The sequence below is a fragment of the Planktothrix sp. FACHB-1365 genome (assembly GCF_014697575.1).
Taxonomy (GTDB): Bacteria; Cyanobacteriota; Cyanobacteriia; order Cyanobacteriales; family Microcoleaceae; genus Planktothrix.
Genome location: NZ_JACJSC010000005.1, coordinates 86522 through 101694 on the forward strand (window position 1 = coordinate 86522; position 15173 = coordinate 101694).

Here is a 15173-nt window from a genome sequence, read left to right on the forward strand (position 1 = left end):
ATGTTTGTTGTGGTGTCTTACGATATTTCTGAGGATAAACGCCGCACGAAAATTCATTCGATCTTGAAATCCTATGGTCAATGGATGCAATATAGTGTGTTTGAGTGTGAATTGACCAATACTCAATATGCTAAATTGCGATCGCGTCTCAACAAAATTATTAACCCTGAAACGGATAGTATTCGCTTTTATTTCCTCTGTGCTTGTTGTCAGGGTAAGGTTGAACGTATCGGCGGCGAACAGTTACGGGATCATTCGATTTTCTTTGCTTAGTCGCGCCTACCTGTTGCTGTTGGGAAAAGAAATGCTAAAATAATCGCTGAAACCGTTATCGGTTCTGGGTTTAAACTGTTTCGCTCATCTTTTGCGGTTGTCGCAATTTTTGTAAGCCTTGTCCTGAGAGAGTTTCAGCGTTTTTTTAGTTTTGCCTATTGTCAAGTCGATGGCTGAAATGGTATATTCTGATCAGGTTGTCGGAATCGCACCTTGAAAACTAAATATATCAAGGGTTTCAGAAGCCTGCGGTTATAATAACTATTAATCCCTATCAGGGATTGAAACGAACTGAGAAGGGTAGAACGGCGTTAGAAACCCGTGTTATAATAACTATTAATCCCTATCAGGGATTGAAACAAGTATCCAAAACTTTAAGACGCAGGAAAACAAAGGTTATAATAACTATTAATCCCTATCAGGGATTGAAACGCGATAGTAGGAACTCATTCCACTCCGTCGATCAAGTTATAATAACTATTAATCCCTATCAGGGATTGAAACGTATTCTTATCAATCCTCGATGATCGACGCTGCAAGGTTATAATAACTATTAATCCCTATCAGGGATTGAAACTATTTTGTTCAGCTAACAGATTTTTTTGAGCATCATCGTTATAATAACTATTAATCCCTATCAGGGATTGAAACGTAAACTCCCCAGGGACTAGGATTTTTTGGGGTGCTACGGGTTATAATAACTATTAATCCCTATCAGGGATTGAAACTCAATCTTAGTCAGGACGTGGAGATATAGAGTTTCTCGACGTTATAATAACTATTAATCCCTATCAGGGATTGAAACAACGTTTAAGCCACGAATTCCCAGAGGCTGCATTGTTATAATAACTATTAATCCCTATCAGGGATTGAAACCCTTTTGGAACATCCAAGCAAACATATCCTTGATATGTTATAATAACTATTAATCCCTATCAGGGATTGAAACTTGTAGATATGAAACAAACTTAATTTTATTCCCGGTTATAATAACTATTAATCCCTATCAGGGATTGAAACGGGATTTTCCAAGACATCCTAATTTTTGGACAAACCAGTTATAATAACTATTAATCCCTATCAGGGATTGAAACTACAGGTGGTGGCGGTGCTGACATTGGACTATCCGTTATAATAACTATTAATCCCTATCAGGGATTGAAACAGGATATGCTGTCGGAATATCCCATTTTGGGAAGTTATAATAACTATTAATCCCTATCAGGGATTGAAACAGACTATTGGCTCATCATCTACATACTCAGAGTGTAGTTATAATAACTATTAATCCCTATCAGGGATTGAAACTGCCTTACACCGCAAGACCTCTGATTGTTTTTTGTGTAGGGTTATAATAACTATTAATCCCTATCAGGGATTGAAACTTTGTCAGACAGGATGGAAACTATTTGATATTCCCTGCGTTATAATAACTATTAATCCCTATCAGGGATTGAAACCTAAAGCTCATAATATCTTCCTAGATAAATGGCTAGTTATAATAACTATTAATCCCTATCAGGGATTGAAACAAGCTTGTAAATTACTCTTACTTGCGTCTAAAAACTGTAAGGTTATAATAACTATTAATCCCTATCAGGGATTGAAACGACGAAATTCAAGCTTGTCTACATCGATTTTCTGGTTATAATAACTATTAATCCCTATCAGGGATTGAAACCTGTCTGTATTTCTTCCTATCAAGAAGCTTAAGATTGTTAACTAAATTACTCAAAGCTAGATCTGGATGGTATTGGAAGAGAAGATGAACATGATCATCTTCACCATTAAACTCAATCAACTTACAATCCCACTTTTGGAGTAACTCCTCAAGGATTTCGTGTAAGCGATTCAACATCTTAACAGTAAAAACCTTACGTCGATACTTAGTTGTCAAAACCAAGTGAACTTTGAGATCGCTAACAGATCTTCCTTTACTGACAAAATCATTTTTCATGATTCCCTATATCTAAAAACTTGTGTTATAGTCAGTGTATAGCAAAACAACAACACCCAACTAAGGAGGTGATTTAAAGTGCTGAAGGCTACAAAAGTTAGACTCTATCCAACACCCGAACAAGAATTAGTATTAGCCAAGTCATTTGGCTGTGCAAGATCGCAAAAGGAATTTTGCCTTAAATGCCTGTATTCAGCACTATCAAGAAACTGGAAAAAACCTAAAATTAGCATCTTATAAGGGAATGCTACCTCAACTCAAAAAAGAATATCCTTGGCTTAAAGAAGATTGCTACTCATCGGTTCTTCAATGTGTAGCAATTAATTTAGACAGAGCCTACAAAAACTTTTTTGAGGGACGAGCTAAATTTCCTAATTTCAAATCTAAACATGATAAGCAATCAATCCAGTATCCCCAAAGTGTTACCGTTAACGGTGAATACCTAAAAGTCCCTAATATCGGTAAGATTAAAGCTATATTTCACCAAGAAATTACGGGAAAGATTAAAACCGTAACAATCTCCAAAACTCCGACCGATAAATACTTTGCTTCCATCTTATGTGAGGTAGAAGGAACTGACATTAAACAGTCGGGAAATAATATTATTGGGATTGATTTGGGGCTAAAGGATTTCGCAATTGTTCATGATGGAGAAAATGCAACTAAATATGCTAACCCCAAACATTTATATTGTCACCAGGAAAATTTAGCTCGAAAACAGAAAAAGCTCTCCCGAAAAACTAAAGGTAGTAAATCGAGAGAGAAATTCAGGAAAACTGTTGCCAAGGTTCATGAGAAAATAACTAATTCTCGCCTAGATTTCTTGCATAAATTATCAAGAAAATTGGTAAACGAAAGCCAAGTGATTGTCGTTGAAAACCTCAACGTCAAGGGAATGGTTAAGAACCGGAAGTTATCAAAAGCAATATCTGATGTGGGATGGGGAAAATTTGTCAACTTTATTGATTACAAGTTGAAGCAAAAAAGTGGTGAGCTTGTAGAAATTGATCGCTTTTTCCCCAGTTCCAAAACCTGCTCCTGTTGTGGTCATGTCTTAGATGAGTTATCTCTGGATATCAGGGAATGGGACTGTCCTAATTGCCATACTCACCATGATCGTGACGAAAACGCTGCACTCAACATCAGGAATAAAGGAATCAGAATATTAACAGAAGGCGGAGGGAACCCCGTCTTTGCCGATGGAGGCTGTGTAAGACCGGATAACCGCAAGGTGAAAGGGCATCGGTCTGTGAATTCGGAAGCCTACACCGACCCGATTAGGGCGGTGTAGGTAGTTCACACTCAGTAGCTTAACTAGGATTTATTTGTCGGTTTTGGGTTTGTAAGTTGAAGCAACGTAGAGTTCCTTTAACTGTTTTTGGTCTACGCCAGAAGGTGCATTTGTTAATAAACAACCCGCTTGTTGAGTCTTCGGAAAAGCGATCACATCTCGAATTGATTCCTCTCCCGATAATAACATTACTAATCGATCTAAACCGTAAGCAATACCGCCGTGAGGAGGAGTCCCGTATTCAAAAGCTTCTAATAAAAAGCCGAATTTATTGTAAGCTTCCTCCATTGTTAATCCAATAGTTGAAAATACCTTTTCTTGAATCTCTCGTTTATAAATCCGTAGACTACCACCGCCGATTTCATAGCCATTTAAGACTAAATCATAAGCTTGCGCTCTGGCGTGGGGTAAATCATTAATATCATCAAGATGGGGAGACGTGAAGGGGTGATGTAACGCTTCTAACCGTTTTTCGTCTTCATTCCATTCAAACATCGGGAACTCAACAATCCACAATAAATTAATTTTATTAGCATCAATTAGTTCCAATTCTTTAGCCATGAATTGACGCAGACGGTCTAGGGTTTTATTCACCGTTGCAATATCTCCCGCCCCAAATAACAGTAAATCTCCGGGTTTTGCATTTGTCCGGGTCAGAATTTCCTGTTTTTGTTCGTTGCTTAAATTATCTTTAATTGCGCCAATGGTATCAATCCCATCTTCTCGAACGCGAATAAAGGCTAACCCTTTTGCTCCCGCTTCACAGGCTTCTTTAAAGATATCTCCACCGGGTTTAATTCGCATATTAGAAATGGCTTCATTTCCCCCAGGAATGGGTAAAATTTTAACAATTCCCCCCGAAGCAACAGCCCCAGAAAAGACTTTAAATCCGCAATCTTTGACAATATCGGAAACATCGACTAATTCCAAACCATAGCGCGTATCTGGTTTATCACTTCCATAACGTTCTAAAGCTTCTTTATAGGTTAAACGCGGGAAAGGAAAGGGAATTTCAACGCCTTTAACGGTTTTAAAAATATGAGCAACTAAAGCTTCATTTAACGCCAGAATTCCTTCCTGGGTCATAAAGCTCATTTCCATATCTAATTGGGTAAATTCCGGTTGTCGGTCGGCGCGTAAATCTTCATCTCGGAAACACCGGGCGATTTGATAATAGCGATCAAATCCCGATACCATTAATAATTGTTTGAACAGTTGGGGAGATTGGGGTAACGCAAACCATTCCCCCGGATTAACTCGACTAGGAACTAAATAATCCCTAGCTCCTTCAGGCGTTGAACGGGTGAGAATGGGGGTTTCTACTTCAATAAAATGCTCTTGATCTTCTAAGAAACGCCGCATGGCTTTCACCACTTCATGACGCAATTGTAAGTTGCGGGTCATGCGTTCTCGACGTAAATCTAAATAGCGATATTTTAGGCGTAAATCTTCCCGGACGGTTTCGGTTTCTGAGGCGGAAATTTGGAAAGGTAATTGTTTTCCGAGTCCATTGAGAAGTTCGATTTGATTAGCGTAAATTTCAATTTCCCCGGTGGCTAATTTGGGGTTAAGGGACTCTGGGGGGCGTTGGGAGACTCGCCCGGTAATTTTAACAACGTATTCATTCCGCAGACTCTCGGCGGTGTTGTAGGAGTCGGGGGTGCGTTCAGGATCGCTGACAATTTGAACAATACCCGTGCGATCGCGTAAATCTAAAAAGATTACACCACCATGATCGCGGCGTCGATCAACCCATCCGCAGAGGGTAACAGTTTCGCCAATATCGGTAGATCGGAGATTGCCGCAGTAGTGGGTTCGCATGACTCTTAATGAAAGTTAGACTAAGGTTTAAATTAAATCAGGGCAACTTATCAGTATAGATTAAAGACCGTCACCCGTCATCAATAAGTTATTACCAATTAACAACCGTAGAGGTAAGGTAGGACACCCAAAGTTCGTCAACTTAAGCCGAAAACCCGTGATTACAGCTTTGATCAGATCCCCCTAAATCCCCCTTAAAAAGGGGGACTTGTCTCCTGTTCCCCCCTTGTTAAGGGGGGTTAGGGGGGATCATTGACTTGGGAGCAGATAGCGCGTGAATTCTGGTTTAAGTGCCTACTTTTAGCCTTAAGTTGACACTGATGATGCCAGCCCCTACCCGTCAATCGTCAACACTCTATCTATTCTGGGTTTACGGGTAAACAAACGGTGAATAGGCTACCCTGACTTATTTTTGATTGAACGTGAATCGTGCCTCTGTGGGCTTCTACAATGCGTGAAACTAAATGCAATCCTAAACCACTTCCCGCTCGTTTATTATTGCCTTGGCGGAATCGTTCAAAGATAATCGCCTGATCTTCAGGAGACATCCCAACGCCACTATCTTCCACTTCCAAAATCACCCCATCGGTGGGTTGATCTTGGCTATGGAGGAAAATCTTCTTGCGATCTAAACGAATTTCTACCGCACCCATATCCGTAAATTTAATCGCATTTCCGACTAAATTTGTCACCACCCGCCTGATTTCTAACGGATCACCCATAATAATCGGTGAGTCTGTTAAACAATTGCTAATCGGATTAAATTTAAGGGTTAATTCTTTTTCTTGAGCTAGGGGAGTCAGTTCTTGAATGACCTCTTGAATAATTTTCCCTAAATCAAAAGACGAAAAGGTTAAGGTTTTGCGACCCGCTTCATACCGATAAACCTCCAGTAAAGTATTCACCATTTGTAATAGGTTTTGATTACTGTTGATCATCGAGGTGATCGCGTCTTCAATGGTCGGCGAGATGTCTCCTAAAGCCCCCTGAAGAACTAAATGTAACATCCGATCTGCCGCGACTAGAGGAGTTCGCAGATCATGGGTCAGACGGGAGACAAAATCCTCCCTTTGGCGGGACATCGCCATCTGTTGATCAATGCTATGTTTGAGTCGAAGCAGCGAGCGCACCCGTGCTAAAAGTTCATCAACTTCAACAGGTTTGCGAATAAAGTCATCTGCCCCAGCATCCAAGCCTTCGACCACACTGGAATGATCATGGGCCGTGATTAACAAAATGGGAATAAACGGAAGATCGGAGTTTGTCCGAATGCGACGAGTCACCTCATAGCCATCAATTCCCGGCATCATGACATCGAGTAACACTAAATCGGGAGGGTCTGCGTTAATAGAGGCTAATGCTGAACTTCCATCAGACTTACAGACAACTTCGTATCCTTCTTCAGCTAATATTGCCTCGATTAAAAATAAGTTATCCGGGGAATCATCAACGGCCAGAATTCGATCACTAGATTTTAAAGGGGGGGCAATAAAAAGGGACATGATTTTGAAAAACGTGTTTTTTAAGACAACTCAGTTACAAGATTAATCTTGTTTAGCACATTTGTTATTGATTTTAACAAAAAATCTGTCAATAATAAAGACAATGAGATCATTAAGGGAAAATCAACCATGAGCGAAATTCGTGTTGTCCTTGTAGAAGACCATGATTTGACACGGGTAGGCTTACGAACTGCCCTACAACAAGAAAATAATATTCAGGTTGTTGGGGAGGCGGCGAATGCGAAGAGTGGGTTAGAAATTCTTAAACAGACCCAGCCGGATATTGCCATTATTGATATTGGTTTACCGGATATGGATGGGATTGAATTAACTCAAAAATTTAAACAATATATCTCTAATGGAGGAGTTCGAGAAACAAAGGTTCTAATTTTAACGATGCACGATAATGATGATGCTGTTATGGGAGCCTTTGCTGCGGGTGCAGATTCTTACAGTGTTAAGGATGTTAGCATTGATAAACTCAAGGATGCTATTTACACAACTTTTGAAGGAAATGCTTGGATTGATCCGATCATTGCTCGTACTGTTCTGAAGCAAGCCAAGAAAAAACCACCGGAGGTTGTAGCACCTAGTGATATCAAAACTGTAACTATTAATGCGGTAGAAGCGGAATATCAAGAGTTTCTGCAATCTTGCCCTTTAACTGAACGAGAATTAGAGGTTTTGGAATTAATTGTTGCTGGACGTAGTAACGCTGAAATTGCAGAAAAACTCTATATTACTGTGGGAACGGTTAAGACTCATGTTCGCAGTATTTTAAATAAACTTTGTGCTGATGATCGCACACAGGCAGCCGTTCGAGCTTTACGCTCAGGGTGGATTGAGTAAGATTTTTTGATTGATTTTGAGTTAGAATGAAGGTTTTTTTAACTATATTTTATTTAATTTTATAAAATTAAATAAAATTATTCTTCATTCTAACTATTTTTTATCCTTTAATTCTCTATTTTTTTGTAAAGTACAAAAAATATTTTATAATTTTAAATTTAACTAAAAGCTACTTTAATAAAAATAAATTTAATCCGTTAAAATTATTTAATTTATTTTCATAATAAAATAAGTAAAAATTGAGACTTTATATTTGCCAAATCTGATCAAAATAATAGAGTATAAATTAATTCTAAAATATTTCTAATATTTTTATTTTATCAGACTATTTAAAAACAAGATTAAAAATCCTGAAAAATAGCAAAAATATTGTTTAAATTATCCAAATAAAGGGTTTATTGATAACAAAAATTTTTGTGAATTTAACGATCACAATTTTAAATCATAAATTTTTTTTGATTAAATTGATTTAACTAATACCAAAAAAAGTATCAGCTTTAACAGGATTATATTGAGTATAATAATTGGGATTGCAGGCAATAATTCTATAGACTTATAGGTTTCTAGTTTTGGAAGATATAAAAATAAAGTTTTCATCCTTTATTGAAAACTATCTAAAAATTTAAAAGCTTGAAGATCATTTAATTTTAAAAAAATTTAACTGATCAATGAGCCTTAAATTTTGAGTTTAAAATTCTAATATTCATGACAAGACTTACAACCTCCAACCTGTAAAATAGCAAGGTTGCTTACTTGAGATAGGTTAAGCCAATCAGCACTTAAACCACAGATTTAAACCGAATGAAACTAAAATCCTGTTCCCTGTTCCGTATTTCCTGTTTCCGATTCGCTGAAGCCAGACAGAGAATTGGAAATATTGTTTAAATTTGGAGAGGGGGATTCTATCTTTCACTATAATTGAGGCAAGGGTATGCTCCCGCCTGCTTAATTCACCAGGGGTTAAAACGCAGTTAAACTTACAATTTCCAGGGTTAATCCAGAGAATAAGCGATCACGCTTTGTAGCTACCTCTACCGCAAGATATATTTGCGCCCAATAACGGGGTAAACCGTTGACGACATTCCGGGTAGCTATGTTACAATTGTTACAAAATAAATCCAGACTCAAAAGTAAAGTTGTTGACGTTAGCGAACTTAGGAATAAAGGATTAAATTCTATAAAAAATAGAAAAAACTGCACGTTGAAGTTTTTAAGGTTTAGTTTGTTAATCGTTTAAAAAACAACGTAGGATTTACATCATCAGACAGATAACGGTTATTCTGACTGGGGTTTACGATCAGACTTACAAGGGGTTAACTTCCCCACCTTCTTAAAATGTACTAGAAATAGTATGTAAAAACAATCAATTCTGAGTTGAGCTTAAATATTGGGAAAATAAGAAGATTTTAAGACTGTTTTTATCTCTAACAGTTCTAAAATTAACTAATTTTCACAGATCTTTATATTGCGGAATGCAAGTCAACGCTTATTCAATTCATTAAAAAATTTTTTCATGTGTACATCGTGGTCAAATTTTAAGTCATTGCCCTCAACAACAATTCTAGTCGTTGATGATTCGCCTGATATTTTATTTTTAGTAGAAGCCATTCTACAAGGGGCGGGCTATCATGTTAAATGTGCTGAAAATGGTTATATTGCTTTAGATCAAGTTAAAGACTCTCCTCCAGACCTGGTTATTGTCGATGTAATGATGCCCGGTTTAAGTGGTTATGATGTCATTCAAGGAATTCGCCAAAATTCCGACTTACCTTTTATTCCAATTTTAGTCATGACGGCTTGTAGTTTTTTTGAAGTGAAACAGGAATCAAAAGGAGAAGCTAATGGTGTCATTTATAAACCCATTGATATTGATGAACTACTGAATCAAGTCAATATGATGCTCAAAATCAAACAAAAAAAGACTGAACATCAAAGGTGTTCGACGTTCAGAGAAAAGTCTGCTTAATCAATTGAATCTAAATCAATGTTAGCTGGATTGGAATGAAATTTCCTCTTGCACAAAGACTTGAACTCGACTTAAACAGTGTTGCAATTTTTCGACTAATTCCGTTGCACCCTCTAAAGTTTGTTGTTGAGCGAGATCTTCAAGTTGTTTCGCGATTTCCGGCATTTCTAAGACTGCTGCACTCGCACTTGAACCCTTCAACGCATGAGCCTGTTGTTTTATGCCGCTATAATCTTGATTCAGGATAGCTTGATGCAAATTCTGAATTCGGATTTGAGCTTGTTCGATGAACAAATTCAGCAGCCGGTGTTGCAGTTGAAGATTTCCTTTGAGTAAACGATTGAGACGTTCTAAATTGACAGGACTTTCGGTAAATGTCAAGGCACTCATAGGATTTGATTCTAAGGTAGAGGTTTCAAATGCAAAAGCAGGGTGTCGATCAGATGAATTCACCGACTGTAAAACCGAAAGGCTTTGATCTGGGTCTGAGAGTTTGCAAGAACTCCAGCGCTGTAAGATTTTTCCCAGAGCATTCAATTCTACAGGTTTACTAACATAATCATCCATTCCCGCTTCTATGCAACGTTCTCGATCCGAAGACATGGCACTCGCCGTGAGGGCGATTACGATTGGCTGTCGATGAATCAGGTCAGGATGCTGGCGTAGACGCTGAGTGGCTTCATAGCCATCGAGAATGGGCATCTGACAGTCCATCAGAATCAGATCGTAATCTTTATAGGTTAATCGCTCTAAAACACTTTGTCCATTATTGACTAAATCGGCATCATACCCCAAAAGTTTAAGTTGACTCAAAATCACTTTTTGGTTAATCGGATCATCTTCTGCTAACAGAATTTTCAGAGTATGAGCTTGTAGGTTAAACCGTTGATCGCGATTTTGAAACGATTCTATCCGATGGGTTTGATGTTGCCATTGATGTAGACGAGTTAAAATAGTTGGAGATTTAAGATTTAGGGTCAGAACCAAGGTTTGTAAAAAACGTAAAGGCGCGACGGGTTTTAATAAATAGCTATAATCTCCTAAATTAACGACTTGTTCTGCGCGATCGCGTTGATTGAGTTTACTCATTAAAATCATTTTGGTCGAGGATTTTTCATCAGAATGATGTAAAGCCCGAACTAATTTAACGCCTTCTCGATTTAATAAAGGTAAATCAATTAAAATAATGTCATAAGGATTACCTTGTTCCAGGGCTGTTTTCCAAACGGTTAAAGCCGTGTTTCCATCCTCGACTTCATCGATCTGAATTCCCCAAGTTTGAGCAAAGGAACAGATGGAATTACGAACTAAAGGATTACTATCAACTACTAATAATTTCACCTGTTCCAACTCTGGAACTCGGTTTGAAGCGATGGTTTCAGCCTTCGATAATTCTACATTAAACCAGAAATTAGACCCTTCACCTAAAGCACTTTCAAACCCAATTTCACCCCCCATCAGATCCACTAAATGTCGGCAGATGGATAGTCCCAATCCTGTCCCTCCATATTGACGGTTGGTGTTAGAACTTGCCAAAGAAAAGGGTTGAAAAATTTGAGCTTGTAAATCTTGAGCAATACCAATTCCTGTATCTTTAACTGCAAACTTAACTTTGATTCTATCAGAATAGTTTGCCAATATTTTAAGCGTTAATATAATGTTACCTTTTTCTGTAAATTTAATCGCATTACTAATTAAATTTAGTAGAATTTGATGCAAACGTAAAGCATCACCCTTGAGTTGGCGGGGTAAATCGCTATCAATTTGGACAATTAACTCTAAGTTTTTTTCTTCGGCTTTGACCGTTAATAAATCAATCACCGTTTCCAGACAGCTATCTAAATCAAAATTGACCATTTCTAAACGAGCTTCTCCCGCTTCTAGTTTAGAAAAATCCAAAATTTCATTAATAACCGTCAATAAATGTTGAGCGCTACAATAAATCGTTGAGGTATAGTCTCGTTGTTGGGGAGTTAGTTGAGTCTCTAAGAGTAATTCAACCATCCCTAAAACCCCGTTCATGGGGGTACGAATTTCATGACTCATTTGAGCCAGAAAGTGAGATTTATGTCTAGCTGATTCTAAGGCGGCTTCCCGTTCTTCAATCAGTTGACTAATGGGTGTTGTTGCTAAAATTAAACCGCCGATTTTACCCGGCTTTTTATACCAAGGTTGAATCACCCAACTTTGTTGAAACTGGGTTCCATCCTCTCGTTCCCAAGTATCTTCTCCTTGAGAAATTGTTTCCCCTTTGAGTGCTTGTTGATGAACTATTTTCCAGTCTAATTTGATATCGGGAAAGACTTCATAATGGCTTTTTCCAAGCAAGTTTTGATCTTCTAAGTTATATTGGGATAGCCAAATTTTAGAATGAGCTAAATAGCGCATTTGGGTATCAAAAATGGCGATCGCAATGGGAAATTGGAAAATCAGATCTCTAATCTCTACTATCCTCTGTTCCCAAACAAAGTTGGCATTTTCTACATAGCCATGCAGAAGTAAACCCTTAATTTTGCCTTGGGGGTTTAACCAAGGATTAATATTCCAGTGAATTAACCCTTCTTCTGCATTCGCCCGTGAAACTAACTGTTGAAACTGAACGGATTTTTTTGTAGTTAAAACATATTCATAATGAGTTATCACTTCTGTTCCCATCGAGGGCGGAACAAATAGCTTTAAGTAATTTTTACCCCAAACTTCATGACGTTGATACCCATAATGTTTTGCGGCACTAAGGTTCCATTCTTGAATGCAGTAATCAACAGATAAACCGATTACCATACAGTCAAGGTGTTCAATCATTGACTGTAATTCAGTTAAGCTCGCTTTCCAGCCCAAGGCTAGTTGTCTTTGTTGCCAAGCCCATCCTAGAGCAACTAAAACTAAACTGGTGAAAAAGAAGTATAAAATCACAACTGTAGGCTCACCGAATGAGTAAAAAAGGGGAAACAGGAGCTAACATACAGTTCAAGTCAATTGGGTATTTTTTGACCAAAGCTCCTCAAGTCTAGCCCAGGAAATTGTAGAATTGTTTGCCCGATTCAATTGGCTTCATAGACTGGCTAAGATTAGGATTCTTAGAAATCTAAAAAATACCTTAACACAAATCAATAGAGTTTGGATGTACACGGTGTAACACGACTCAACTTCCAAAAACCTCGGATGGGAAATCCAGTTGAAATCAAACTAAACTCATGGATAGAGAGATTAAGAGTTGAAATCTGAGGGATGATCTGCAATTCATGGAAATTCGTTTAAAGGAATTTAATCTATACACAACAGATCTAGGCAACTGAGTCAGTTACCTAGACAAAATTTATCAATTCGATTGTATAGGGCTTAACACCAATACAAAACCCAATTAATGTTTATCGATCTCTTCTTTGACCGAATCTTTAACATTTTCTACTGTATGTTGTGCAGCAGCTTCTGTTTGCTTCATTTTTCCTTCTGCTTTATCTTCAGGATCGCCCGTAATGTTTCCAGCCGCTTCTTGGACTTTTCCTTCTACGTTTTTTAAGGTGGCTTTTCCTTTTTGTTCAGTGCTCATGATTATTGGTTTCTCCAAAATTAAATTGCTTAACTGTCTTGAGAATAAAAATCAGATTCAAAACAGCATTTATTAACCTTCTAAACAGTAATCAATTTTTATTGTTGTTTCCATCTATCCTCGGAGGGATTAGTCCATTTCCTGGGCTTTATTTAGTGCTGTAGGGTTTAACGCTGGAGGTCGCTTAGGTTTAAATTTCCCGATTCTAATTTAGGATTAACTTGTTTTTGCAGTCTATCTTTCTTTAGGAAGATTTAAACCCGAAACAAGCAGATTCATAAGTTATAAATTCTGAGAGTTCTCTCACAAGGTAGATGTTTGGAATAAATAGACTCGTTTGAATAGGAAAGAGATGTGCAAATTCAAAAGGAGGTTTGAAAGTATGCCGAAGTTAAATATTGGTTTAACTGAAGAGCAAATGCAAGGGGTTATAGAATTATTAAATGCAGATATATCCAATATGTATCTGCTCTTAATCAAAACTAAAAAATACCATTGGGATGTGGTTGGGCCGCAATTTCGTACCCTACATCAACTCTGGGAAGAACATTATGAAGCCTTAACTGAAAATATTGATGCGACGGCGGAACGTGTTCGGACATTAGGGGGTTATCCGGTTGGGACGGCGGAAGGATTTTTAAAACTAGCTTCCATTGAAGAACACGCTGGAGATCTTCCAAACACAACCGAAATGGTTCAACGATTAGTGAATGATCATGAGCAAATTATTCGTAATCTTCGTGAACATATTGATCAATGTGCTGAAGACTTTCATGATGCAGGAACAGCCGATTTCCTAACAGGATTAATGGAACAACATGAACAAATGGCATGGATGTTGCGTTCCTTTATTGAAGGGGAAGGTTTAGATTCCAACGGCGGACGAGTGAATGTTAGTCAAAAAGCTGTTGCAGCCAGTGTGATGTAAAAAAAGTTGACTTCAAAACGGTCTTTAAATAGTTATCAGTCTGCAATAAATTGCAATTTATCATCAAATTTTGAGTGATTATTATCGCTCATTTAATACAATATAATATGAATTGTTCATTGTTGACTGATAACTATTTATCCCCCATCTTGCTAATTCAATCTCTAGGAAAAAATCAATGGTTCCTTTAAAAGATGAAAATCCGATCCGAATTACACCGATTATTGCTTATATATTAATCATCATTAATGTTCTGGTTTTTTTCTATGAACTGAGTTTAACTCCCCCTGAATTAGAAAAATTCTTTCAGTTGTATGCCGTCGTTCCTAATCAACTCAGTGCCAGTTTTGATGGGGTTTCTGTTGGTCAATCCGTCCCCGAACCTTTTACTTTAATTTCCTCTCAATTCCTTCATGCTGGAATTATGCACGTTGGTTTTAATCTGTTATTTTTATGGATTTTTGGAAACAATATTGAGCAGGAATTAGGACATATTAAATTTTTAATTTTTTATCTCGTTTGTGGAGTCTTAGCCGTCTTAACTCAGTGGTTTTTCTCTCCTGACTCTTCCGTTCCTTCTTTAGGTGCAAGTGGAGCGATCGCAGGAGTGATGGGAGCTTATATTCTTAAGTTTCCCCAAGCTAAAATATTAACCTTAATTCCATTAGGATTCTTTTTCTATACGATTCGAGTTCCTGCTATTTTCTTTCTGGGATTTTGGTTTGTACAACAAGCCTTTAATGGTTTAATTTCATTAGGAGTTCCTGCTAATGTGGGAATGCAGCAAGGCGGTGTAGCCTATTGGGCACACGCTGGCGGATTCATTTTTGGGGCTATTCTGGGGCCGTTATTAGGCTTATTTTCCCGTCCTTCCCCTGGAAGATATAATGAATATTGGCAGTAAGGTTAAATGATTTACAGATTTTATAAAGTTTTTTCTATATTTTTTAAGATCTTTATTCAGCGAGTCTGGGTTGAGGTCTTTTATTGTATTCAAAATAAGTTTAACCCTCGAATGTGGTAATTTGTCATGTGA

At 37.7% G+C, this 15173-nt stretch carries 10 protein-coding genes, 2 pseudogenes and 1 CRISPR repeat array; of the genes and pseudogenes, 7 read left to right on the forward strand and 5 right to left on the reverse strand.

The window, feature by feature from the left end; all coding sequences use genetic code 11:
• On the forward strand, positions 1-273 hold the full coding sequence (gene cas2, locus H6G57_RS08985) for a CRISPR-associated endonuclease Cas2 (protein ID WP_190517803.1): 273 nt from the start codon (positions 1-3) through the stop codon (positions 271-273).
• A 251-nt stretch (positions 274-524) separates the two neighbouring features.
• A CRISPR array of direct repeats spans positions 525-1954; the repeat unit is 37 nt; unit sequence GTTATAATAACTATTAATCCCTATCAGGGATTGAAAC.
• Positions 1955-1957: 3 nt separating this feature from the next.
• Here the strand turns inward: cas2 and tnpA are convergent.
• Positions 1958-2230: pseudogene (gene tnpA, locus H6G57_RS08990) on the reverse strand (IS200/IS605 family transposase); the annotation flags it as partial.
• Positions 2231-2308: 78 nt separating this feature from the next.
• On the opposite strand from tnpA, the pseudogene H6G57_RS29600 reads away from it, so the two are divergent.
• Positions 2309-2353, forward strand: a pseudogene (locus H6G57_RS29600) (helix-turn-helix domain-containing protein); the annotation flags it as partial.
• A 28-nt stretch (positions 2354-2381) separates the two neighbouring features.
• Positions 2382-3521, forward strand: a complete 1140-nt coding sequence (locus H6G57_RS08995) for an RNA-guided endonuclease TnpB family protein (protein WP_309235818.1) — start codon at positions 2382-2384, stop codon at positions 3519-3521.
• 30 nt (positions 3522-3551) lie between these two features.
• Here H6G57_RS08995 and aspS read toward each other — a convergent pair whose 3' ends face one another.
• Together aspS and H6G57_RS09005 are read right to left on the reverse strand one after the other, a co-directional pair.
• Positions 3552-5342: an aspartate--tRNA ligase gene (aspS, locus tag H6G57_RS09000; protein ID WP_190517805.1), complete on the reverse strand. Its 1791-nt coding sequence runs from the start codon at positions 5340-5342 to the stop codon at positions 3552-3554.
• Between the two features lie 359 nt (positions 5343-5701).
• Complete coding sequence (locus H6G57_RS09005; protein WP_190517807.1) at positions 5702-6844, reverse strand: cell wall metabolism sensor histidine kinase WalK; 1143 nt, start codon at positions 6842-6844, stop codon at positions 5702-5704.
• A gap of 129 nt (positions 6845-6973) precedes the next feature.
• Between H6G57_RS09005 and H6G57_RS09010 the strand changes: the two genes are divergently transcribed.
• Together H6G57_RS09010 and H6G57_RS09015 are read left to right on the forward strand one after the other, a co-directional pair.
• Entirely contained in the window at positions 6974-7693 is a 720-nt protein-coding gene (locus H6G57_RS09010) for a response regulator transcription factor (protein WP_190517808.1), read from the forward strand.
• A 1543-nt stretch (positions 7694-9236) separates the two neighbouring features.
• Positions 9237-9659, forward strand: a complete 423-nt coding sequence (locus H6G57_RS09015) for a response regulator (protein WP_242048922.1) — start codon at positions 9237-9239, stop codon at positions 9657-9659.
• Positions 9660-9680: 21 nt separating this feature from the next.
• On the opposite strand, the gene H6G57_RS09020 is transcribed toward H6G57_RS09015, so the two are convergent.
• Positions 9681-12572 carry a response regulator gene (locus H6G57_RS09020; RefSeq protein ID WP_190517811.1) on the reverse strand — a complete coding sequence of 964 codons (2892 nt, stop codon included), beginning with the start codon at positions 12570-12572 and terminating at the stop codon, positions 9681-9683.
• 448 nt (positions 12573-13020) lie between these two features.
• Positions 13021-13209, reverse strand: a complete 189-nt coding sequence (locus tag H6G57_RS09025) for a CsbD family protein (protein WP_190517813.1) — start codon at positions 13207-13209, stop codon at positions 13021-13023.
• A 382-nt stretch (positions 13210-13591) separates the two neighbouring features.
• Here H6G57_RS09025 and H6G57_RS09030 point away from each other — a divergent pair, with 382 nt between their 5' ends.
• The gene (locus H6G57_RS09030) at positions 13592-14137 is read left to right on the forward strand and encodes a Dps family protein (RefSeq protein ID WP_190517815.1); all 546 of its coding nucleotides are present in this window, start codon (positions 13592-13594) and stop codon (positions 14135-14137) included.
• A gap of 178 nt (positions 14138-14315) precedes the next feature.
• Positions 14316-15041, forward strand: coding sequence for a rhomboid family intramembrane serine protease (locus H6G57_RS09035; protein ID WP_190517816.1), 726 nt, complete (start codon positions 14316-14318; stop codon positions 15039-15041).
• The last annotated feature ends 132 nt before the right edge of the window (positions 15042-15173 follow it).